At 72.8% G+C, this 20,870-nt stretch carries 18 protein-coding genes; 4 read left to right on the forward strand and 14 right to left on the reverse strand.

Annotated features, from left to right (window positions below):
- Positions 1-95: 95 nt before the first annotated feature.
- The 4 genes from fxsA to ABZ923_RS29540 all read right to left on the reverse strand — a co-directional run bounded on the left by fxsA (position 96) and on the right by ABZ923_RS29540 (position 4,193).
- Positions 96-650, reverse strand: a complete 555-nt coding sequence (gene fxsA, locus ABZ923_RS29525) for an FxsA family membrane protein (protein WP_361477375.1) — start codon at positions 648-650, stop codon at positions 96-98.
- Positions 651-722: 72 nt separating this feature from the next.
- A complete protein-coding gene (locus ABZ923_RS29530; RefSeq protein WP_361477378.1) occupies positions 723-1,517 on the reverse strand; it encodes a polyprenol monophosphomannose synthase in 795 nt (264 codons plus the stop codon).
- 537 nt (positions 1,518-2,054) lie between these two features.
- Positions 2,055-3,662, reverse strand: a complete 1,608-nt coding sequence (locus tag ABZ923_RS29535) for an amidohydrolase (RefSeq protein WP_361477381.1) — start codon at positions 3,660-3,662, stop codon at positions 2,055-2,057.
- 90 nt (positions 3,663-3,752) lie between these two features.
- On the reverse strand, positions 3,753-4,193 hold the full coding sequence (locus ABZ923_RS29540) for an Lrp/AsnC family transcriptional regulator (RefSeq protein WP_361477384.1): 441 nt from the start codon (positions 4,191-4,193) through the stop codon (positions 3,753-3,755).
- Between the two features lie 234 nt (positions 4,194-4,427).
- Here ABZ923_RS29540 and ABZ923_RS29545 point away from each other — a divergent pair, with 234 nt between their 5' ends.
- The gene (locus ABZ923_RS29545) at positions 4,428-4,862 is read left to right on the forward strand and encodes a hypothetical protein (RefSeq protein ID WP_361477387.1); all 435 of its coding nucleotides are present in this window, start codon (positions 4,428-4,430) and stop codon (positions 4,860-4,862) included.
- A 6-nt stretch (positions 4,863-4,868) separates the two neighbouring features.
- On the opposite strand, the gene ABZ923_RS29550 is transcribed toward ABZ923_RS29545, so the two are convergent.
- The 3 genes from ABZ923_RS29550 to ABZ923_RS29560 all read right to left on the reverse strand — a co-directional run bounded on the left by ABZ923_RS29550 (position 4,869) and on the right by ABZ923_RS29560 (position 8,596).
- Positions 4,869-5,966 (reverse strand): phosphotransferase family protein, encoded by a 1,098-nt coding sequence (locus ABZ923_RS29550; RefSeq protein ID WP_361477390.1) that lies wholly within the window; start codon positions 5,964-5,966, stop codon positions 4,869-4,871.
- A 13-nt stretch (positions 5,967-5,979) separates the two neighbouring features.
- The gene (locus ABZ923_RS29555; RefSeq protein WP_361477393.1) at positions 5,980-7,080 is read right to left on the reverse strand and encodes a hypothetical protein; all 1,101 of its coding nucleotides are present in this window, start codon (positions 7,078-7,080) and stop codon (positions 5,980-5,982) included.
- 343 nt (positions 7,081-7,423) lie between these two features.
- The gene (locus ABZ923_RS29560; RefSeq protein WP_361477396.1) at positions 7,424-8,596 is read right to left on the reverse strand and encodes an acyl-CoA dehydrogenase family protein; all 1,173 of its coding nucleotides are present in this window, start codon (positions 8,594-8,596) and stop codon (positions 7,424-7,426) included.
- Between the two features lie 329 nt (positions 8,597-8,925).
- Between ABZ923_RS29560 and ABZ923_RS29565 the strand changes: the two genes are divergently transcribed.
- Positions 8,926-10,158 (forward strand): glycoside hydrolase family 18 protein, encoded by a 1,233-nt coding sequence (locus ABZ923_RS29565; protein ID WP_361477399.1) that lies wholly within the window; start codon positions 8,926-8,928, stop codon positions 10,156-10,158.
- Between the two features lie 19 nt (positions 10,159-10,177).
- Here ABZ923_RS29565 and ABZ923_RS29570 read toward each other — a convergent pair whose 3' ends face one another.
- From ABZ923_RS29570 to ABZ923_RS29590, 5 genes are all read right to left on the reverse strand, one after another.
- Entirely contained in the window at positions 10,178-10,825 is a 648-nt protein-coding gene (locus tag ABZ923_RS29570) for a helix-turn-helix domain-containing protein (protein WP_361477471.1), read from the reverse strand.
- A gap of 78 nt (positions 10,826-10,903) precedes the next feature.
- Positions 10,904-11,044 carry an SCO1431 family membrane protein gene (locus tag ABZ923_RS29575; RefSeq protein WP_361477402.1) on the reverse strand — a complete coding sequence of 47 codons (141 nt, stop codon included), beginning with the start codon at positions 11,042-11,044 and terminating at the stop codon, positions 10,904-10,906.
- Positions 11,045-11,163: 119 nt separating this feature from the next.
- Positions 11,164-12,531 carry a peptidase C39 family protein gene (locus ABZ923_RS29580; protein ID WP_361477405.1) on the reverse strand — a complete coding sequence of 456 codons (1,368 nt, stop codon included), beginning with the start codon at positions 12,529-12,531 and terminating at the stop codon, positions 11,164-11,166.
- Positions 12,532-12,733: 202 nt separating this feature from the next.
- The gene (locus ABZ923_RS29585; protein ID WP_361477407.1) at positions 12,734-14,272 is read right to left on the reverse strand and encodes an amino acid permease; all 1,539 of its coding nucleotides are present in this window, start codon (positions 14,270-14,272) and stop codon (positions 12,734-12,736) included.
- 39 nt (positions 14,273-14,311) lie between these two features.
- Positions 14,312-15,268 (reverse strand): hypothetical protein, encoded by a 957-nt coding sequence (locus tag ABZ923_RS29590; RefSeq protein ID WP_361477410.1) that lies wholly within the window; start codon positions 15,266-15,268, stop codon positions 14,312-14,314.
- Positions 15,269-15,508: 240 nt separating this feature from the next.
- Here ABZ923_RS29590 and ABZ923_RS29595 point away from each other — a divergent pair, with 240 nt between their 5' ends.
- Both ABZ923_RS29595 and ABZ923_RS29600 read left to right on the forward strand, forming a co-directional pair.
- Positions 15,509-16,129 carry a hypothetical protein gene (locus ABZ923_RS29595; protein ID WP_361477474.1) on the forward strand — a complete coding sequence of 207 codons (621 nt, stop codon included), beginning with the start codon at positions 15,509-15,511 and terminating at the stop codon, positions 16,127-16,129.
- Positions 16,130-16,557: 428 nt separating this feature from the next.
- Complete coding sequence (locus ABZ923_RS29600; protein WP_361477412.1) at positions 16,558-18,432, forward strand: AAA family ATPase; 1,875 nt, start codon at positions 16,558-16,560, stop codon at positions 18,430-18,432.
- Here ABZ923_RS29600 and ABZ923_RS29605 read toward each other — a convergent pair.
- Both ABZ923_RS29605 and ABZ923_RS29610 read right to left on the reverse strand, forming a co-directional pair.
- Positions 18,429-19,520, reverse strand: a complete 1,092-nt coding sequence (locus ABZ923_RS29605; RefSeq protein WP_361477415.1) for a hemolysin family protein — start codon at positions 19,518-19,520, stop codon at positions 18,429-18,431. The two genes, ABZ923_RS29600 and ABZ923_RS29605, sit on opposite strands and share 4 nt — an antisense overlap.
- Complete coding sequence (locus ABZ923_RS29610) at positions 19,517-20,851, reverse strand: hemolysin family protein (protein WP_361477418.1); 1,335 nt, start codon at positions 20,849-20,851, stop codon at positions 19,517-19,519. The genes ABZ923_RS29605 and ABZ923_RS29610 overlap by 4 nt, the downstream gene beginning before the upstream one ends.
- Positions 20,852-20,870: the final 19 nt, after the last annotated feature.

A 20,870-nucleotide genomic window follows, 5' to 3' on the forward strand; every position in this document is an offset into this window, starting at 1 on the left:
GCTCGGTTGTTCCCACCACCCCCCCCCAACCCCCGGGGGGCGCGTTCGGTTAACCCCCCTACCGGCGCCCGCGGTCGTTGTGCGGGTGCGGACGCTCAGCGCGTCAGCGGCGGGCGGGGCTCCTGCGGGGCGTCGTACGGGCCGTCGTTCCTGATGACCTCGCCCTGCACCACCTTGCCGTCGGGCCGGTGCATGCGCACCTGCTGGAAGGCGTCGCCCAGGGTGCCCGGGGCGGCCTTGCGCAGACCCCGCTCCAGGGCGTTCTCCGCCAGGCGGCTCACCGCCTTCTGGACCGGCGGGAGCAGCAGGAGCAGTCCGGCCGCGTCCGAGAGCAGGCCGGGGATCATCAGCAGCAGGCCGCCGAGCATCATCAGGCCGTTGCCGCCGCCGCGCGCCGGCGAGCCGCCCTCGCGCAACGCCTCGTTCAGGTTCTGGAAGGCGCGGCGGCCCGCCCGCTTGATGACCACGGAGCCGGCCACGCAGCCCGCGACGAGCAGCAGGAACACGGTGAGCCCGCCGGCCGCGCCGGCGACCAGGGTCAGCAGCCAGATCTCCAGCACCAGCCACGCGGCGAGGCCCAGCGGCAGGTACCTGCGCAGCCGGGAGGGCCGGCGGCGGGTGTACGGGGAGGTCGGAGTGCCAGTCGTCATGCCCCCAGTGTGCCTGGGCGCGGCTCAGCACCGGATAAGGGAGCGGTCGGCCGGGGCCGGGAAACCGGTGCGCTAGGCGTGCTTGTCCTTGCCGGTGAGCTTGCCCAGGCGGTCCCCGACGCCCCAGGCGGTGACCCGCCACAGTGCCTCGACCACGATGTCCCGGCTCATCTTGGAGTCGCCCAGCGCGCGCTCGACGAAGGTGATGGGGACCTCGACGACGTGGTAGCCGGCCTTCACGGCACGGCGGGCCAGGTCGACCTGGAAGCAGTAGCCCTGCGAGGCGACCTCGCCGAGGCCGAGGCCCTCCAGGGTCGCGCGGCGGAAGGCCCGGAAGCCGCCGGTGACGTCGCGGATCGGCACGTCGAGCATGAGCCGCGAGTAGGTCGAGCCGCCCCGCGAGAGGAACTCCCGGGACTTGGGCCAGTTCACCACCCGGCCGCCGGGCACCCAGCGCGAGCCGAGGACCAGGTCGGCGCCCTTGAGGGCGGTCAGCAGCCGGGGCAGTTCCTCGGGCTGGTGGGAGCCGTCGGCGTCCATCTCGATCAGCACGCCGTAGTCCCGCTCCAGGCCCCAGCGGAAGCCCGCGAGGTAGGCGGCGCCGAGGCCCTCCTTGCCCTTGCGGTGCAGGACGTGGACGTGGTCGTCGTCGGCGGCCAGCTCGTCGGCGAGCTTGCCGGTGCCGTCGGGACTGTTGTCGTCCGCGATCAGCACGTGCGTCTCGGGGACGGCCTTGCGCACCCGGCCGACGATGGACTTGATGTTCTCCGCCTCGTTGTAGGTCGGAATGATCACCAAGGCCGTGCCGAGCGGACCGAACTGCCTCCCCTGGGCCTTGGCCGCGAGGGTCCCGTCGCCGTCGTTCACTGCTGCCCCTTCATGTCGTACGCAGAGGTCCACCATAGTGGGCGGGGCCTGCGAAGACGCGACGACGCGTGAGGATCGTGGTGTCGATTGCACAAGAACGGGGTAAGACTGATCTTTCTCGGCGCCGTCTCACCGCGGCGGATGGGGGCCCGGCGCCCTTCGGGCCGACCTGGGACCCGCTGGCTGCGGATCGACCGAAAGCCGTTGTCTACTGAACGCCCGGGCCCCACCCGGGTCACACCTGGCCGACCAGCCTGAACGTTCCCTCGTCGGCGCGGGCGCTGAGCCTGGCTCCCAGCGACGGTGCCCCGGTGCGGCACACCGTCCCTGACCCAGCGGCGCTGCGGCAAGTCGGCTGAACGTCCCCCGGTCGGGCGTCCGGTGGTGGACGCGGCCGAACCTACCGGCCCCTGGCCGCCGACTGTCAACAGTCGCCTGACCTGGGAAGACAGCGTCGTCGTCACGGCCGGTGGGGAGGATGCCCAGGTCGGGCGGCGGGGCCGCGGCGGCCGCCGGCCGCCGCGCCACCCCGGGAGATCACTCGCCCGGCCGTACGAACACCGTCCGCCCGCCCACCACGGTGCGCAGGCAGACCGGCAGGTCGCGGCCGGGGCTGAGGTCGGGCAGGCCCGGCGTGCCGGAGCGCGGGTCGGTGGACCAGCGGGCGACCCGGTCGTCGGGGGCCTGGACGACCAGCTCCTCGGTGCGCCAGACGGCGTAGTCGGCGGGCGCACCCGGGACCAGGACGCCCGCGTCGTCGCGGCCGACGGCCCGCCAGCCGCCGCGCGTGTGCGCGGTGAACGCGGCGCGGACGGAGATCCGGTGCTCGGGCGTGCGGTGGAAGGCGGCGGCGCGGACCGTGCCCCACGGGTCGAGCGGGGTGACCGGGCTGTCGGAGCCGAACGCCAGCGGCACCCCGGAGCGCAGCAGCGCGGCGAACGGGTTGAGGGTGCGGGCCCGCTCCGTGCCCAGCCGCCGTGCGTACATGCCGTCCTCGCCACCCCACAGCGCGTCGAAGGCGGGCTGCACGGAGGCGATCAGGCCCAGCTCGGCGAAGCCGGCGACGGTCTCGGGGGTGAGCATCTCGGCGTGCTCGACGCGGTGCCGGGCGGCGCGGACGCGGGCCAGGCCGAGCTTCTCGGCGGCGGCGCGGACGCCTTCGACCACGGCGGTCACGGCGGCGTCTCCGATGGCGTGGAAGCCGGCCTGCAGGCCCGCCTCGGTGCAGGCGACGACGTGGGCGGCGACGGCGTCGGCGTCCAGGTAGGCGGTGCCGGCGTGGCCGGCGTCGGCGTACGGCTCGTGCAGGCAGGCGGTGTGGGAGCCGAGGGCGCCGTCGGCGAAGAGGTCGCCCGCGGCACCGGCCGCGCCCAGCTCGCACGCCTTCGCGGTGTCCTGCTCGGCCCAGTAACCGACCACCCGCGGGCCCGGCACCTCGGCGGCGAGCCGCAGCAGGCCGGTGAAGTCGTCCTCGGAGGAGATCTGCGGGCCGCCGCACTCGTGCAGGGTGCCGATGCCGAGGGAGGCGGCGTGCGCCAGGGCGGTGCGCTGGGCCTCGGCGCGCTGGGCGGGCGTGATGGCGGCGAGGGCGGCCTCGCGGACGGCGTGGTGGGCGTCCCCGGTGAGCGGGGCGTCCTCGCGCGGGACGTCGCCGGCGACCAGGTCCAGCAGGGCGGTGGTGACGACGGCGGAGTGCACGTCGATGCGGCTCAGGTACAGGGGGCGTCCGCCGGTGGCCGCGTCCAGTTCCGCGCGGGTGGGCGGCCGGCCGCCGGGCCAGCGGGCGGCGTCCCAGCCGTGGCCCAGCAGCACCCGGTCGCCGGGGCGGGCGGCGGCGAACTCGCGGATGCGGGCGAGGGCCGCCTCCAGGGAGGGGGTGCCGGACAGGTCCAGGCCGGTCAGGGCGAGGCCGGTGGCGGTGGTGTGCACATGGGCGTCGGTGAAGGCCGGGGTGACCAGGGCGCCGTCGAGGTCGACCACCTCGTCCACGCCGTCGGCGAAGGCGTCGGCGGCACCCTCGGAGCCGACCCAGGCGACCTGGCCGCGCTCCACCACCATCGCGGTGGCGAAGGGGTCCGCGGGGCTGTGCACCTCGCCGCGGCGGAGCAGGACGGTCTTGGGGGGCTCGGCGGTGCGGTTGCTCATGGCCGACAGTTTCCCTCGGCGCCGGGCAGGAGGTGCACCTGGGGCGCCTCGAGCGGGGCCCCGCGGCGGGCGGCGGGCGCCCGGCGGCTGTCAGAGCTTCGGTGGCCGGGCCTCGTACGGGGTCGAGAGGACCACCGTCGTCCGCGTCGAGACCCCCGCCAGCGAGCGCAGCCGGGCCAGCAGTTCCTCCAGTTCGTGCGGGGTGGAGACGCGCACCTTGAGGATGTAGTTCTCGTCGCCGGCCACGCTGTGGCAGGCCTCGATCTCGGGGACGCCGGCGAGGCGGTCCGCGATGTCGTCGGGGGCGCTGGGGTCGAACGGCTTCACCGAGATGAACGCGGTCAGCGGCAGCCCGACGGCCTCGGGGTCGACCACCGCGGCGTAGCCGCGGATGACGCCACGCTGCTCCAGCCGGCGCACCCGCTGGTGCACGGCCGACGTGGACAGGCCCGTGGCCTTGCCCAGGTCGGTGTAGCTCATCCGCCCGTCCTTGACGAGCAGCTGCACGATCTGACGGTCCAGCTCCTCCATGCCGCCACAACCTACAGGGCGCGTGATCTCCGCGGATACCTCAGAGGCGCAGGTCACTCCCCGTTCGGCAGAAAAAGGACCGGGACGGGCACCTGCTCGCGGCATGTGACGAACGCCACACGCCTCGAACGGGCTCCGTGATGTTCTCGTGATTACCGCCGAGACCGGACGGGAAGTGCTTGCTGTGGTCGAGGCCGCAGCGCCTTCACGGCCCAGCCTTAGGGGGAGAATCCCATGCAGAGTACCCACCGCCCTGGTCGGTCCGCGTCCACGCACCGGCAGCCGGTCGCCGAGCCCGAGCCGGAGGGCGTCGAACCCGACGCCTTCGACGAGGAGCTGGACGCCTACGACACCTTCGAGATGTACCGGGTGATCTGCCCGGACTGCGCGCAGCCGATCGCGCTGCTGGCGGACGAGGAGGTCCTGCCGGAGCACGCGCTGTGCGCCTCGCCGTGGAACCCGTTCGGACTCACGGTGTGCGCGGGCACGGGCCGTTCGGCGGCCGACGCCCGCCCCGCGGACGAGTCCTTCGAACCGCAGGAGCAGGACACGGCCCTGCTGCTGACGCTCCCCCAGGGTCTGGACTGGCGGACGCAGCCGTTCTCGCACGTCGGCGGCCCGGGCTCGCGTCCGATGCGCGTGCCGGCGATGCGCCGCCAGGCCGCCTGAGCCGCCTCACCGCTTCCCGTACGTGCCCTGCACCATGGCGCGCAGGCTGTCGTGGTGCAGGATCAGCGTGTCCGGGTCCGCCGGGACGGCGGCCTCCCCGAAGTGCACCCGGCGGTAGGCGATGCGCAGCATGACGATCGCGTGCCGCACGGCGGCGTACAGGAGATGGAAGTCCATGTCCCGCGGGGTGTGCCCGGTCAGGCGTGCGTAGCGGGCCTCGACCCGGTCGCGGCGCAGCAGGCCGGGCAGCCCGCGCTGACCGGAGCCGGTCGTGAGGTCCTGGAAGAACCGGTGCAGGTAGATCGTCCAGCCGAGGTCGACCTCGCGCGGGGCGGGCGCCGCCATCTCCCAGTCCAGCACGGCGACGGGCTCGAAGCCGTCGTAGACGACGTTCCCGATGCGGGCGTCCCCCCAGGTGAGGACGGGTTCGCCGGGCTCGCGCGGCCACAGCTCGGCCAGCCGGTCGAACGCGGCCTCGATGAGGGGTGAGCGGGCGAGGCCGTCGATCACCCAGGCGTAGTAGGCGCGTTGGGCCGCGACGTGCCGGTGCAGCGCGTCGCCCTGCCCGGGCAGGGCGAGGAACGGGGCCGCGGGCAGGGGCACTTGGTCGTGCAGCCGGGCCAGCAGCCCGATCGTGGCCGCTTCCAGGTGCTCGCGTTCGGCGTCGCTCGCCGCGTGCAGCCAACTACCCTCGTAGGTGTACGGCATGACGTCCGGGGGCACACGCCCGGTCACCCGTTCCATGACGAAGAACGGCGCCCCGAGCGGGGCCGGGTCCTCCTCCAGCCAGAGCACGCGGGGCACGGGCACGTCCGTGTGCTCGGCCACGAGTTCGAGGGTGTGGTACTGACGGGCCATGTCGTACTCCGGGAAGACGGTGTACGCCGCCGGGTCCCCAGCCATCCGCAGCGCGCAGGAGCGCACCGGGGGCCGCGGGTGGCCGATGTCGAACAGCAGGGTTTCGCTGGACATGCCGTTGGACGCCGGGACGGTGACGCCGGTGGCCCTGGCGCCCGGGAGCCGGGTGCCGAGCCATGCGGTGAGGCGCCGGGTCAGTTCCGCGGGGTCCCGGGTGGTGGTGCGGGGACGAGGTGCCGTGGCCATGGGCGGAGCCCCCTTACGGCGCCGTGGAGGTGAAGTCCGTGAACCCGCTCGGGTCGTGCCGGCCGAACGAGCCGTGCTCGAAGATGCCGTACCCGGTCCGCCCGTCCAGCCGGAAGCGCGCGGAGTGGTCGGTGACGCCGTAGGCGGCCGGCGGGTGCGGTGCCGCCATGTCGTAGGTACGGCGGTCCACCCAGCCGCCGCCCCGCCAGGCGCCGTGCTGCCAGTCGTCAGCCGGCGGATAACCCGCGCCGACGGCCAGCGGCGAGGAGGCGAGGATCTCCACCTCCAGTTCCTGCGGCTTGCGTGCGTCGCCGAGGTGGACGACGGCGCGCTCGGGGTGCCGGGTGCCGGAGCGGTAGCCGATCTCGGCCCGCGGCCAGCCGAGTTGGCGGTCGCGGTGGCCGGGGCGGACCAGGGTGGCGTCGTTCAGGGAGCGGTAGCCGTCGGCGTCCTCCTGGACGACGACCATCAGGAAGCGGTCCTCGAAGCGGACCGGGCACCAGATCCAGTGGAAGCCCTCGGTGGGGTGGTCGGCGGCGAGCCGGCCGCCGTCCTCGCCGGGTATCGGGCGCACGCCCCAGCTGCGGTCCCGGGTGCCGGTCCAGTCCTGCGCCGAGACGGTGAACTCCGCGCCGGCCGCCCGGATCACGCCCTCGACCCGCCCCGCCTGGACGAACCGGCGGCCCTCCAGGGTGAGCCGGTCGCCCCGGCGCTGGAGGTGGTGCGGCTCCCAGAGTGCCGGGAAGGCGGCGGTCCAGGTGAGGTCGTACGAGAGCCGGTCGTCGGTGCAGACCAGGCGCAGGCGCCGGAGCGGCCGTACCACCTCGATGCGCAGCGGACCGACGGCGAGCCGCATCCGGTCCTCGCCGAGGGCGTCGGAGGCGCGTACGGCGTGCAGGGTGTCGCCGGTGCGCAGGGTGGCGTAGGCGTCGGTCACGCCCAGGTTGGGGTAGACGCCGAGGCCGAGGATGAGCAGGGCGTGGCCGGTGTGGTCGAAGACGTGGAAGATGCAGCGGTCGTAGGCGTTCCGGTCGCCGGTGGCCACGTGCTTCATGGAGAGCGGCACCTGGTGCACGGGGTACTCGTCGAGCGGTACGGGACGGTCGTCGGCCACGGACACCCCCTGGGCGATGGTCAGCTGACGGTACGTCAGCCAACCGGAGGAGGCCAGAGGGGGGACCGGACGGGCCGTGAACTGACGCTCGATTGCGCCGGGCGGTGACCTGTCCGGCCGTCGCCGCGTTGCCCGGGTATGACCCCCACGTACACGACGGCCGGGCGTCAGCGCCGCATGTTCGTCCCCCGCCCGGCAGAATCGGTTCCGCCGCCCGCGCCGCCGGACCCGCCCATCTACCGCGACCTCATGCGGACCTGGGCCGACCGGGGCCGCACCCTGCCGGGCCGCCACGACCCGGAGTGGGTCAGGCTGGCGGCCCCCACGGTGCGCGCGGGCCAGTTCAGCGGCCTTCCGGCCCGGCCAGGTGACGGGCGATGACCATCCGCTGGATCTGGTTGGTGCCCTCGACGATCTGCAGGACCTTGGCCTCGCGCATGTAGCGCTCGGCCGGGAAGTCGGCGGTGTAGCCGTAGCCGCCCAGTATCTGCACCGCGTCCGTGGTGACCTTCATGGCCGTGTCGGTGCAGTGCAGCTTGGCCATGGCCGCCTGCTTGGCGAACGGCCGGCCGGCGTCGCGCAGCCGGGCCGCGGCGAGGTACAGCGCGCGGCCCGCCTCGATCTGGGTGGCCATGTCGGCGAGCATGAAGCGCAGGCCCTGGAAGTCGGCGATGGCCCGGCCGAACTGGCGGCGCTGGGTCGCATAGCGGACCGCCTCGTCCAGCGCGGCCTGGGCGAGGCCGATGGCGCAGGCGGCGATGCCGAGCCGGCCGGAGTCGAGCGACGCCAGGGCGATGGAGAAGCCCTGGCCCTCCTCGCCGATGCGCCGGTCGTCCGGGACGCGGACGCCGTCGAAGTGCACCTGCGCGGTGGGCGAGCCCTTCATGCCCATCTTCTTCTCGGGGGCCGCGCCGCTCAGGCCGGGCGCGTCGCCGGGCACCAGGAAGGCGGTGATCCCGCGCGGGCCGTCCTCGCCGGTGCGGGCCATCACGGTGTAGAAGTCGGCGATCCCGCCGTGGGTGATCCAGGCCTTGGTCCCGTCGATCACCCAGTCGTCGCCGTCCCGGCCGGCCTTGGTGCGCAGGGAGGCCGCGTCGGAGCCGGAGGACGGCTCGGACAGGCAGTAGGCGCCGAGCAGGCCGCCGCCCAGCATCGCGGGCAGGTGCTCGACCTGCTGCTGCTTGGTGCCGTAGGTGGCGAGCGCGTAGGAGGCGAGCGTGTGGACGCTGACGCCGAGGCCGACGGTGAGCCGGGCCGCGGCCAGCTCTTCGAGGACCTGGAGGTACACCTCGTACGGCTGGTCGCCGCCGCCGTACTCCGAGTCGTACGGCAGGCCCAGCAGGCCGGACTCGGACAGCAGGGTGAAGATCTCGCGCGGGAAGCGTCCCGCGTCCTCCTCCTCCGCGGCCTTCGGCGCGATCTCGCGCTGGGCGATGTCCCGGACGAGGGCGAGCAGATCGCGCGCCTCTTCCGTGGGCAGTTGACGCTCCACCGGCTGCGGGTCGCGGTCGGACATGGCGTCGGCTCCTCCCTGTTCGGGCACCGGCGGTCCGGCCCGGGGTCGGGGGCGGCTCCGCCTGATCGTTGCGCTGGGCCGAAGGCACCGGCTCCCGGGTCTCGGAAGCCGCTGACCTGCGGCATGCGCTGTGAGTATGCCCGATCGGCGACCTCCCGTCACCAGTTAACGACCGCTTACTTCACAAGTCCGGTCGCGGCGTCCCGCGCGGCGGAAATTGGTCCGAACCATTGACCAAATGGTCTAGTCCTCCTACTGTGCATGACCAACGCTTTACCGCGTTCATGCCAATCGGCGCGCGATCCCCTCCCCCCACGAGGAGACACCCGATGCACACTCCCCACCGCTCCCTCGTCCGGGCGCTCGTCTCGGCCGCGTGTACCGCCGCCCTCGGCGCCGGCCTGCTGGCCGGCACGGGCACGGCGACCGCGGCGGCCCCGAGCGCCCCGCAGCTGACGGCCGGCTCCAAGGTCGTCGGCTACTTCACCGAATGGGGCACCTACGACCGCAAGTACTACGTCAAGAACATCGAGACGTCCGGCTCCGGGGCCAAGCTGACCCACATCAACTACGCCTTCGGCAACGTCACCGGCGGCAAGTGCGCCCTGGGCGACTCCTACGCGGCCACCGACCGGGCCTACACCGCCGCCGAGTCCGTCGACGGCGTCGCCGACACCTGGGACCAGCCGCTGCGCGGCAACTTCAACCAGCTGCTGAAGCTGAAGAAGAAGCACCCGGGCCTGAAGATCCTGTGGTCCTTCGGCGGCTGGACCTGGTCCGGCGGCTTCGGCGAGGCCGCGAAGAACCCGGCCGCCTTCGCCCAGTCCTGCTACGACCTGGTGAAGAACTCCAAGTGGGCGGGCGTCTTCGACGGCATCGACATCGACTGGGAGTACCCGAACGCCTGCGGCAACACCTGCGACACCAGCGGGCGCGAGGCCTTCAAGAACCTGATGGCCGCCCTGCGCGCGAAGTTCGGCTCCGGGAACCTGGTGACGGCGGCGATCACCGCGGACGCCACCAGCGGTGGCAAGATCGACGCGGCGAACTACGCCGGGGCCGCCCAGTATGTCGACTGGTACAACCCGATGACGTACGACTACTTCGGCGCCTGGGACGCGACCGGCCCGACCGCCCCGCACTCCCCGCTGAACTCCTACTCGGGCATCCCCAAGGCGAACTACCACACGTCGGCGACCATCGCCAAGCTCAAGGGCCTCGGCATCCCGGCCTCCAAGCTGCTGCTCGGCATCGGCTTCTACGGCCGCGGCTGGACCGGCGTCACCCAGGCGGCGCCCGGCGGCACGGCCACCGGCCCGGCGGCGGGCACGTACGAGCAGGGCATCGACGACTACAAGGTGCTCAAGACGAAGTGCCCGGCGACCGGCACCGTGGGCGGCACCGCCTACGCCAAGTGCGGCAGCGACTGGTGGAGCTACGACACCCCGTCGACCATCGCCACGAAGATGACGTACAAGAACCAGCAGGGCCTCGGCGGCACCTTCTTCTGGGAGCTGAGCGGCGACACCGCGAACGGTGAGCTGATCAAGGCGATCAACTAGCCCGGGCGGCCGGCCCCGGTCAGCCGTCCCGGCGGGCCGGGGCCGGGGCCGGGTGGGCGGGGTCCAGCTCCTCGATGGCGCGCAGGGCCCCGCCGAGCGTCTTGACCAGCAGCTCGCGCATGGTGTCGCGGGACAGCCGGGGGCGGTCGATCCAGTCCAGGGTGGCGCCCTCCACGCTGCACACCCAGGACAGCAGGCCCATCCGCGCGAGCGGGGAGATGTCACCGCGGCCGTAGGCCCCCTCGGCGATCGCGGCGATGATCGCCTCGCGCACGCCGTCCCGGATCGCGTGCACCTCGGTGTCGAAGCCGACACCGCCGCTGACGATGGTGCGGTAGGCGGCCTGGTGGTGTTCGGCGTAGCGCAGGTAGCCGTCGATCGTGCGGTGCACGCGGTCCACGGCGGGCAGCCGGAGGCCGTCCGCGGCACAGGTGACCAGGTCGGCGACGGAGTCCTGGATGATCGCCAGGTAGTAGCCGCGCTTGGACCGGAAGTAGTAGTAGATCAGTCCCTTGGCGACGTGCGCGTGGCGGGCGATGTCGTCCATGGACAGCGCGTCGTAGGACGTGTCGGCGAACAGCTTCCGCCCGATGGCGATGAGTTCGGCGCGGCGCGCCGCGGAGCGCTCGGTGCCGCGCACCTGGGTGGCGGCACGCTGCTGCGGCAAGTTCACGATCGACCCCGGTCTAGGCGCGGCGGGACCCGAGCAGTATGTCAGAACAAGCCGCACGCGTGAGCGGTCGGTTCAGAGCAGGCCGAGCTGGGTCACGAGCATGGCGAACACCGCGACGAGGACCCAGCCCAGGGCGTGTTCGAGGATCTTCGGCCCGTCTTCCCGGGGGCCTCCGGTGCGGACGCGGGTGGCGGTGGCCGGGTGTGCGGTCATGGTGTTACTCGCAGAGGTCGGACGTGTACGGCGGAATCCCCCCACCCATCCGTCCACCATGCCACCCGCGTCCGGGTTCGCGGCGATGAGCTTGGTCACAGGCCGCGGGACACCGGTCTTCAGTGCACGCCCACCGCGGCGAGCGCCTTGCGCTGGTGCGGGGTCGGGTGGGCCGGGAAGTACAGGTAGCAGACCCCGCCGGTGCCGGAGACGACCTTGCCGGAGGCGTTGTACCGCTTGGTCCGGAGCCAGATGTTCTCCCACTCGCGCCGCTTGTAGACGCGCCGCACCGCCTCGTCGTCCGGCGAGGCCGGGTCGTTGGCGATCACGTCCCCCTCGGCGGTGAAGCCGATGACGGTCATCAGGTGCCCGGAGGTGCCGTAACCCGCCCCCGACAGCTCCTCCTTGCGGAACGACTGGGACGTTATGGCCGGGATGCCGGCCGCGATCAGCGTCTCCAGGTCGGTGAGGGAGGCGAGCCGGGTGACGACGCCCTGCAGGCCGTCGAAGGTGGCCGCGTAGGCGGCGTTGAAGGGCCAGTTGCCGCAGCCCTGGTACTGGTGGTCGTAGGTGGCACGGGCCGCGTGGCACACCTGCGGGTCGGCGTAGGAGGGGTCGACCCAGGACAGCTGCTCGGGGGTGAGCCGGCCGCCCCAGTACTCGATGATCATCTGCGAGGAGGTGGGGCTGCACCAGGCCTCGCCACCGTTGTCGTACTCGGGGTACTGGCCCTTGTGGATCTCCTGCGAGTAGCGCGGAACGGCCAGTTCCTGGGCGAGGCCGGGGGTGGAGGCCGGGACGGTGAAGCGGTCGGGGATGTCGGAGCCCATCGCGCCGAGCCGCCGGACGACCGGCGTGAGACGCGTGCCGGGCCGGCGGTACAGGGTCAGGCGCAGCCGGTACGACGTCAGGCGCAGGCCGGTGCTCGCGTCGTCGACGGCGAAGGTGTCGGTCCAGATGGTGCTCTTGCCGTCGGTCTGGCCGTCCACCGAGGTCCGCTTGATGTCCTGGTCGCCGGCCGCCCAGCGGCCCATCACGTACCAGGGCGTCTCGGTGCCGTCGGAGTACGTGCCGTGCAGCTCGACCTGGAGCCAGGTGCCGCCGGGGGTGTCCGCGTTCCAGGAGGCGACGACCTCGGTCGCGGGCACGGCGAGCCGGTGCACCGGGGAGGTCCAGGTGGCGTACTCCCAGGTGGCGGTGGTGCCGGTGTGCGGGTCGGTGTAGTCGGTACGGCCGGCGGGGGCGCCGATCACGACGCCGGGACGCCGGCCGGACACCGCCCGGGCGCCCTGGGCGGTGCCGCAGCGCCAGTCCCGGTACGTCGTCCAGGCGTGGTAGTCGATCGGGCGGCCCTGTGCCTGGCCGGGGTCGCCGGTGTCGGCGGCGGTGCGCGGTCCGGCGGCGGCGGGGGCCGCCGTGCCGGTCACCGCCGCGGCGACGGCCACTGCCAGAACGGTTCTGCGGGACGGCTGTTGGGCTCTGCTCATGGGCGCGATGACCCCCAGGGTGTCCGAGTCGGGGTGGTCCGGTGCGGTAACTATGAAGGAGGCCGGATGACGCTGCCAGCACTTCCGCGTATGCCGCGCCATGAATATTGGTCTGGCCCACTGGAGGAGCCGGGGCCGGGGCGCCCGGCGGGGCGGCGCGGGGAGCCGTGCGGCAGCCCCGCGCGCCCGCGCCCGGATCCGGTCAGACGAGATCCATCGCGGCGACCTCGTCGGGGCGCCCGTAGCTCACCGGCCCCTGGAAGCGGCGGCGGGCCGTGGCGAACCACCACACCGTGGCCACCAGCAGCACCGCGGCCAGGGCGATCGGCGCGTAGTTGAAGGAGTCGACGGTGATCGGCGAGGCCTGCGGCAGCATGAACAGGACGCTGCTCAGCAGGATCCAGACCACCGCCAGCCAGCCGATCGGCCTGCCCCAGCGGCCCAGGTGCCAGGGCCCGGGCTGGAAGGCGTCACCGAGCCGCAGCCGCAGGAAGATCGGCACGGCGTAGGCCAGGAAGAGCCCGACCACGTTGACGCTGACGATGGCGGTGAACGCCGTGTGCGACCACCAGCCCGGCACCACCAGGGCCAGCGAGCAGGCGACCGCCAGCCACACGGCCTTCACCGGCGTACGGGTGCGCAGCGAGACCGAGTGCCACCAGCGGGAGCCGGGCATGGCGCCGTCCCGGGAGAAGGCGAAGATCTGCCGGGTGTTGCTGGTGAGGTTGGCGAGGCCGCAGAAGAGCATCGCGCCGATGACGATGAGCAGCATCACCTTGGCGGCGCGCAGGCCGAGGCCGTCGATCAGGATCCGGACCGGCGGCGCGGGCGCACCGGCCACCTCGGCGTAGTCGCCGATGCTGTAGACCAGTGCCAGCATCAGGACCAGACCGGCGACCGCGGAATAGCCGATGGCGCGGGTGATGCCCTTCGGGGCGCTGACCGTCGCGCGGACCGTTTCCTCGGACATGTGGAAGCTGCCGTCGAACCCGGTGAACGTCCAGCTGGTCACCAGCAGGCCGAGCATGCCACCGTAAAGGCCGCTCGTGAAGCCGGTGTTGTTCTCGAAATGTGTCACGAAGGACGCGGACTGATGGTGGTCGGGCATCACTACCAGTGCCCCCACGATCACGACGAGTCCGATCAGCAGCCACCACACGGAAATGCGGTTCAGCAGGGCGACGAGCTGGACGGTGTAGGTGTTGGCGAGTCCCTGCAGCACGATGACGAGGGCTGTGATGAGGACCGTCTGGTGGGCGGTCGGCCGGTACGAGGGCCACTGCAGCTGCACGAACACCTGGATGAAGGTGGCGGCGGCATAGCCGGTGGCGGCGGTGCCGCCGATCTGGCCCACGAAGTTCAGCCAGCCCGTGAACCACGACCAGGCGCCTTTGTGCCGCTTGGCGAGTTTACCCGCGGAGAAATACAGGGCCCCGCTCGTCGGATAGGCGGAGGCGACTTCCGCCATGGCCGCGCCGATGAGCAGCACCATCACCGAGACGCCGATCCAGCCGAACACGAGAATGCGCGGACCGCCCGCGTTCATACCGAATCCGAAGGACGAGAAAATACCCGAGAGGATGTTGATGATGGTGAACGAGATCGCGAAGTTGTCGAACGCCTGGAAACGCCGGGTGAGTTTTCGCGGATAACCCATCGCGTGCAGGGTGGCGTCGTCGTCGAGCACGACGGAGTCCGCGGCGCGGGCCCGCGACCGGGAAGTCGACATCCGTTCCGACACAGATCGGCCTTTCTCTCGGTGGGGGGTGGGACGAGCGGGTCAGGCGGGTCCCGGGACGGGCAGGCCGCAGGCTCGCCGGGCCCGGGAGAGCTGCTCGGCGGGGTCGCCGAAGGCGCTCCAGGGCATGCGCGAGGCGTACGGGCCCATCGCCGTGAAGACCGCCCGGGCCTCGAACTCGCGCCGGCCCATGACCAGCGCGTGCGCGAGGTAGGCCAGGTCGAGCACCGGGGTGAAGCGGTAACCGGCCACCGTGGGCAGCCAGTTCTGGTAGATCGCCAGCGCGGTGGCGCGCCACTGGGGCTGCTCCCAGACCTGGTCGGCGAGCAGCTGGGTGGGGTTGTAGCTCTCCACCAGGGCCACCAGCGGCAGCAGCCGGAGGGCGGAGTCGGCGGGCGCCCGCTGGCTGAGGAAGGCGGCCACGTCCCAGGCCGCGGTGACCGAACCGCCGTGCCGGGTGAAGAAGAAGGACAGGAAGCGGTGGTGGGCCTCGCGGTGCCAGGGGTCGAGGGAGAGGATGTGCGCGAACAGCCGCCAGGGGCCGGGCGGGGCGGTGAGCAGGCCGTGCGGGGCGGGGTCGCGCAGCCGGTGCAGCCGGGCCATGGCGAGCCGGGCCACCCAGGGGGTGGGGTCCGCCGGGGCCGCCTCGGCGGCCCGGTCGCAGGCGGTCAGGGCGATCCGCTCCAGCGCCTCGGCACGGTCGTCGCGCTCGTCGGCGGCCCGCAGCGCGCGCTGCACCGCGACCCGGGCCCACATCAGCGCGGCCTCGGGCGTGGACTCCTCGGCGAGCCAGCGTTCCACCAGGTCGGTGCCGGCCGCCTCGGAGGCGAGGACCAGCGAGCGGTGGGCGCGCAGGGCGAAGTCGGAACGCGTCTCGGCGAGCGCCTCGTGGGCGTATCGATAACGGCCGGCGCGCACGTCGACGCATACGCTCGCCAGCACCCGGTCGTCGGCCGCCGGGTGCCATACATAGTGCCCTTCGAATAACTCCCCGGCCATGTCCCCCCGCCCCAGTCCCCGTTCGGCGCATCACGGTGCGCAGGAGGCACCTTACTCAGCGTCGGCCACACCCGGAACGCCGAATTCGACATATCGGTCAGGCGATTCGGAATGTTTATCCGGTGCCATTGACTGGCCGCCAGCCGATGGTTCAAAGGGCGACTACTACTAGACTGTTTCACGGAAAACCCACACACCGCACCACAGGCCCCGTCACGACATCACGCCCCGGGAATCACCATTCACGATCTCGCCGCCCGGCTGCACGGGCTCCCTCCCTCGCTGGGACCGGTCCGGCTGGTCGCCGTCGACGGGCACGCCGGCTCCGGGAAGTCCACCTTCGCCGGCCGGCTGGCGCACGCGCTGGGCGGGGCTCCGGTGCTCCACCTCGACGACATCGCCAGCCACGAGCAGCTCTTCGCCTGGACCGACCGGCTCACGGCCCAGGTGATCGAGCCGCTGGCCCGCGGCGAGAGCGCGCACTACACCCCCTACGACTGGCGGGCCCGCGCCTTCGGCGCCCCGCGCCCGCTGCCGGCCGCCCCCGTCGTCCTGATCGAGGGCGTCGGCGCCGGCCGCCGGGCCCTGCGACCGCATCTGGCCCGGCTGCTGTGGATGGAGCTGCCCCCAGAGGAGTCCTGGGCGCGTGGGCGGCAACGGGACGGGGCGGAGCAGCGGGAGTTCTGGGAGGGCTGGGTCGCGGCGGAGCGAGCGCACTTCGCCGCCGACCCCTCGCGCCCCCATGCCGATCTGCTGGTGCTGCAGCGGCAGGAGGGGTATGAGGTGCTCCCGGGGCCGAGGACGACTCCCGAAGCCGGGCCCGGCGTGACGCTCGGTGACGGAACGTCCCGGATGTGGTGAAGGGGTGAAGAGCCTTGCCGGACAACTTCTCCGAGTGCCTCAACTGCGCTTGACCGGGGGGCCGTACAGGTCTTACGTTCTCAATGTGCGGCTTTCGGAGTCGCCCACCGACGCGAAGCCCCCGGTTGTTCCCCCGTGACCGGGGGCTTCGTTCTGCCCGCGGCACCCCATTCCGGCCGCCCCGCGCACCGGACCTCTCACCCTGGGTCACGAAACGCCGTGCGCCCCGTCTGCTCCCACCTCGCCGAACGCCCCGTGCGGCACCCTTCGGCCCGCGCGGGTACCGCGGGTACGATGCCCTCGGTGCGACCTTCGAGCGGCTGCCTCGCACCTGCAACTCCGGTCCGCGGCACAGCGGTTCGACCGCGGCGGCCGTCGGGCGACTGCCCGGTGGTGAACCACGGGGGCACGGTTTGTGGGGGGACGTGATGGACTTCGGCACGCAGGGCCCCGAGGCCCCGGCCGACCTCGCCTGGCTGCGGGGCGTGGACGCCTACACGATGGGCGCCTACCCGCAGGCGGAGGAGGAGTTCCGCACCGCGGTGCGGATGGACGCGGGCATGGCCGACGCCTGGCTCGGGCTGCACGCGCTCCGGGTCGACACGACCACCGCGCTGCTGCGGATGTTCCGGCACCGCGACCGCTTCGGCGAACAGCGCACCCGGCACCGCCGCGCCCTCAACTCCTGGTACTGGCTGGGCTGGTGGGTGCAGCCGGTGCTGGAGAGCCCGCGCGACCTGCTGCTGGCGCACGCCTCCCACTGGCTGGACGGCCGGCACGTGCCCGAGCTGGACCGCGCCCTCGCCGGACTGCCCCCGGTCGACGCCGACCCTCAGGTCCGCTTCCTGCACGCCTGCCGCGCCTACCTGGTCAAGGACTGGGAGCAGCTGGTCCGGCACACCGACCCGCTGCTGGACGATCCCCTGCTCGGCATCGAGGCCGGCCTGTTCGGCGGCATGGCCCGGGTCCGGCTGGAGATGTACGGCCAGGCCGAGCCGCTGCTGGCGGCGGCACTCATGCGGTGCCGCAGCGAACAGCCGCAGCGCAAGGAGCTGCGGTACTGGCTGGCGCGGGCGCACGAGGGAACGGGGCGCTCGGCCGCCGCGCTCCCCCTGTACCGGGCGGTGCACCGGGTCGACCCCGCCTTCATGGACACCTCCGCCCGGCTCGCCGCGATCGCCGAGGGCGACGGCTACGACGAGACGGCCGACCTCGCCGCGATCACGCTGACCGGCGCCGGGCAGGACACGGTGGACGGACCGGACGGGTTCGACCCGCTGTTCGGCCTGGACGGCCGGGACCTGCGACTGCCGGAGCCCGACCTGCCGACCGGGCCGCTGCCGTCGGTGACCGACCCCTCGGTGCGCACGAAGACCGGGGTGTCCGGGGTGTCCGGCTCGCCGATCCCGGCCGGCCCGACGGACCCCGCGTTGCTCGAGGAGGCGCTCGCCGAACTGGAGCGCATGGTCGGGCTCGAACCGGTCAAGCGCCAGGTCAAGGCGTTGTCGGCGCAGCTGAACATGGCCCGGCTGCGGGCCGGGCAGGGGCTGCCGGTGCAGCCGCCCAAACGGCACTTCGTCTTCTCCGGGCCGTCCGGCACGGGCAAGACCACGGTCGCGCGGATCCTCGGGCGCGTGTTCTACGCGCTGGGGCTCCTCGGCGGTGACCACCTGGTGGAGGCCCAGCGGGCCGACCTGGTCGGCGAGTACCTGGGCCAGACGGCCGTGAAGGCCAACGAACTGATCGACTCCGCGATCGGCGGGGTGCTCTTCGTGGACGAGGCGTACGCGCTGTCCAACTCCGGATACGGCAAGGGCGACGCGTACGGCGACGAGGCGCTGCAGGTGCTGCTGAAGCGGGCCGAGGACAACCGGGACCACCTGGTGGTGATCCTGGCCGGCTACCCGGAGGGGATGGACCGCCTGCTCGCCGCCAACCCCGGTCTGTCCTCCCGTTTCACCACCCGAGTCGACTTCCCCTCCTACCGCCCGCTGGAGCTGACCGAGATCGGCAAGGTGCTCGCGGTGGAGAACGGGGACCGGTGGGACGACGAGGCGCTGGAGGAGCTGCGCTCCATCGCCGGGCACGTGGTCGACCAGGGCTGGATCGACGAGCTGGGCAACGGGCGGTTCCTGCGGACGCTGTACGAGAAGAGCTGCGCGTACCGGGATCTCCGCCTGTCGACGTACGCCGGTGCCCTGTCCCGGGACGACCTGGCGACCCTGCGGCTGCCCGACCTGATGCAGGCCTACGGGGAGGTGCTGTCGGGTCGGGGGCCGCAGGATCCGTCGTCCTACAGCTAGGCCATCGCTCCGGCCTCCTCCGGTTCCCCGCTCGCCCTCGGCTCGGTCAGCCGCACCTCGGGAGCCTCCCGGTGCGCCGGGTCCCGTACCTCTCCCACCAGCATCTCCAGGACGTCCTCCAGGGCCACCAGGCCCAGGACCCTGCCGGAGGCGTCGGCGACCTGGGCCAGATGGGTGGCCGCCCGGCGCATGACGGTGAGCGCGTCGTCCAGCGGCAGCTCGGCGCGGAGCGTGGCCATCGGGCGCCACACCTGCTGCGGGACGGCCCGCTCGGAGTCCTCCAGGTCCAGGACGTCCTTCACATGCACGTACCCCATGAAGGGGCCCTTCTCGGTCGCCGCGACCGGGAAGCGGGAGTAGCCCGTGCGGGCGGTCAGCTCCACGATCTCGCCCGGGGTGACCGAGGGCGCCACCGTGACCAGGGACTCCCGGCGCAGCAGGACGTCCGTCACCGGGCGGGAGCCCAGCTCCAGGGCGTCCTCCAGACGCTCCTGCTCCTCGGGGTCGAGGAGGCCCGCCTGGCCGGAGTCCTCCAGCAGCCGGTTGAGCTGCTCGGTGGTGACGACCGCCTCGACCTCGTCCTTCGGCTCGACCCGGAACAGCCGCAGGATGCCCTGGGCGCAGGCGCCGAGGGCCACCGTGATCGGCTTGCACAGACGTGCGAAGTAGACCAGGCCGGGGCTGAGCCACAGCGCGGCCTTCTCCGGGGCGGCCATGGCGAGGTTCTTCGGGACCATCTCGCCGATCACGAGGTGGAAGAAGACCACCGCGGCCAGCGCGATGACGTAGCCCAGCGGATGGATCATGCCGTGCGGGAGGTGGATCCACTCGAACACCGGCTCCAGCAGGTGCGCCACCGTCGGCTCGGCGACCGCGCCGAGCGTCAGGGAGCAGACGGTGATGCCGAACTGTGCGGCGGCCATCATCTGCGGCAGGCGTTCGAGGCCGTACAGCACCTGACGGGCCCGGGCGGTGCCGAGCGGTTCGATCTGGCTGCGGCGGACGGAGACGAGGGCGAACTCGGCGCCGACGAAGAAGCCGTTGGCGAGCACGAGGAGACCCGCGAAGACCAACTGGAGGACGCTCATCGGGCGGCCTCCATCGCGTTCACGGCCGGGACCGTCCTGACCAGGCGGACCCGTTCGGCGCGGTAGTGGCCGACCTGGCGGACCGAGAGCCGCCAGCCGGGCAGCTCGGCCCGGTCGCCGGGGGCCGGGATCCGGCCGAGCAGGTCGGCGACCAGTCCGGCGACGGTCTCGTACGGCCCCTCGGGCACGTCCAGGCCTATGCGCAGCAGGACGTCCACGCGGCAGCTGCCGTCCACGTCCCAGGCGGGCCTGCCGTCCTCGGGCGGGGCCGGGGCCAGCTCGGGTGTGTCCTTGGCGTCGTGCTCGTCACGGACCTCGCCGACGAGTTCCTCGACGATGTCCTCCAGGGTGACCACGCCGGCCGTGCCGCCGTACTCGTCCACGACGACCGCGATGGGCTGCTCGCTGCGCAGCCGCGCGAGCAGGGGCTGGACGGGCAGGGTCTCGGGGACGAGGAGCGCCTTGCGGGCGATCCGGCTGACCGGTGTACGCAGCCGGTCGTGCACGGGGACCGCCAGCGCGTCCTTGAGGTGGGCCATGCCGACGATCTCGTCGATCTTCTCCCGGTAGACGGGGAAGCGGGACAGGCCGGTGGCCCGGGTGAGGTTGACGACGTCCTCGGCGGTGGCCGAGTCCTGCAGGGCGCTCACCTTCACGCGCGGGGTCATGACGTGCTGTGCGGTCAGCTCGCCCAGGGACAGGGTGCGCACGAACAGGTCGGCCGTGTCCTGCTCCAGGGCGCCGGCCTGGGCGGAGTGCCGGGCCAGCGAGACCAGCTCGCCGGGGGTGCGGGCGGAGGCCAGCTCCTCGGCGGGTTCGACGCCGAGGGCGCGGACCAGCCGGTTGGCGACCGCGTTCAGCGCGGAGATCACCGGGCGGAACAGGCGGGCGAAGCGGTGCTGGGGGCCGGCCACGAAGCGCGCGACCTGCAGCGGCCGGGACACCGCCCAGTTCTTGGGCACGAGCTCGCCGATCACCATCTGGATCGCGGAGGCCAGCAGCATGCCGACGACCACGGCGATGCCGGATGCGGCGCCCTCGGGGATGCCGAGCGCGGCGAACGGGCCGTGCAGCAGCCCGGCCAGGGCCGGTTCGGCGAGCATGCCGACGACCAGGGAGGTGATGGTGATGCCGAGCTGGGTGCCGGAGAGCTGGAAGGACAGCTCCTTCAGCGACTCCACGACTGTTCGGGCGCGGGCGTCGCCGTCGGCGGCGGCCTGCTCGGCCTCCGGTCGCTCGACCGTCACCAGGCCGAACTCGGCCGCCACGAAGAAGCCGTTGGCGAGAATCAACAGGAACGCAGCTGCGAGGAGCAGCAGGGAGATGGTCACGCTGCCACCGCCTTCCCGC

This window comes from Streptomyces sp. NPDC046881 (assembly GCF_040645015.1).
Lineage (GTDB): Bacteria > Actinomycetota > Actinomycetes > Streptomycetales > Streptomycetaceae > Streptomyces.

Coding starts and splice junctions, on each gene's coding strand:
- ABZ923_RS29560 (WP_361477396.1), bottom strand. CDS start 8,596: ATGTCCGACCGCGACCCGCAGCCGGTGGAGCGTCAACTGCCCACGGAA.
- ABZ923_RS29575 (WP_361477402.1), bottom strand. CDS start 11,044: ATGACCGCACACCCGGCCACCGCCACCCGCGTCCGCACCGGAGGCCCC.
- ABZ923_RS29600 (WP_361477412.1), top strand. CDS start 16,558: ATGGACTTCGGCACGCAGGGCCCCGAGGCCCCGGCCGACCTCGCCTGG.
- ABZ923_RS29545 (WP_361477387.1), top strand. CDS start 4,428: ATGCAGAGTACCCACCGCCCTGGTCGGTCCGCGTCCACGCACCGGCAG.
- ABZ923_RS29565 (WP_361477399.1), top strand. CDS start 8,926: ATGCACACTCCCCACCGCTCCCTCGTCCGGGCGCTCGTCTCGGCCGCG.
- ABZ923_RS29535 (WP_361477381.1), bottom strand. CDS start 3,662: ATGAGCAACCGCACCGCCGAGCCCCCCAAGACCGTCCTGCTCCGCCGC.
- fxsA (WP_361477375.1), bottom strand. CDS start 650: ATGACGACTGGCACTCCGACCTCCCCGTACACCCGCCGCCGGCCCTCC.
- ABZ923_RS29605 (WP_361477415.1), bottom strand. CDS start 19,520: ATGAGCGTCCTCCAGTTGGTCTTCGCGGGTCTCCTCGTGCTCGCCAAC.
- ABZ923_RS29550 (WP_361477390.1), bottom strand. CDS start 5,966: ATGGCCACGGCACCTCGTCCCCGCACCACCACCCGGGACCCCGCGGAA.
- ABZ923_RS29580 (WP_361477405.1), bottom strand. CDS start 12,531: ATGAGCAGAGCCCAACAGCCGTCCCGCAGAACCGTTCTGGCAGTGGCC.
- ABZ923_RS29540 (WP_361477384.1), bottom strand. CDS start 4,193: ATGGAGGAGCTGGACCGTCAGATCGTGCAGCTGCTCGTCAAGGACGGG.
- ABZ923_RS29590 (WP_361477410.1), bottom strand. CDS start 15,268: ATGGCCGGGGAGTTATTCGAAGGGCACTATGTATGGCACCCGGCGGCC.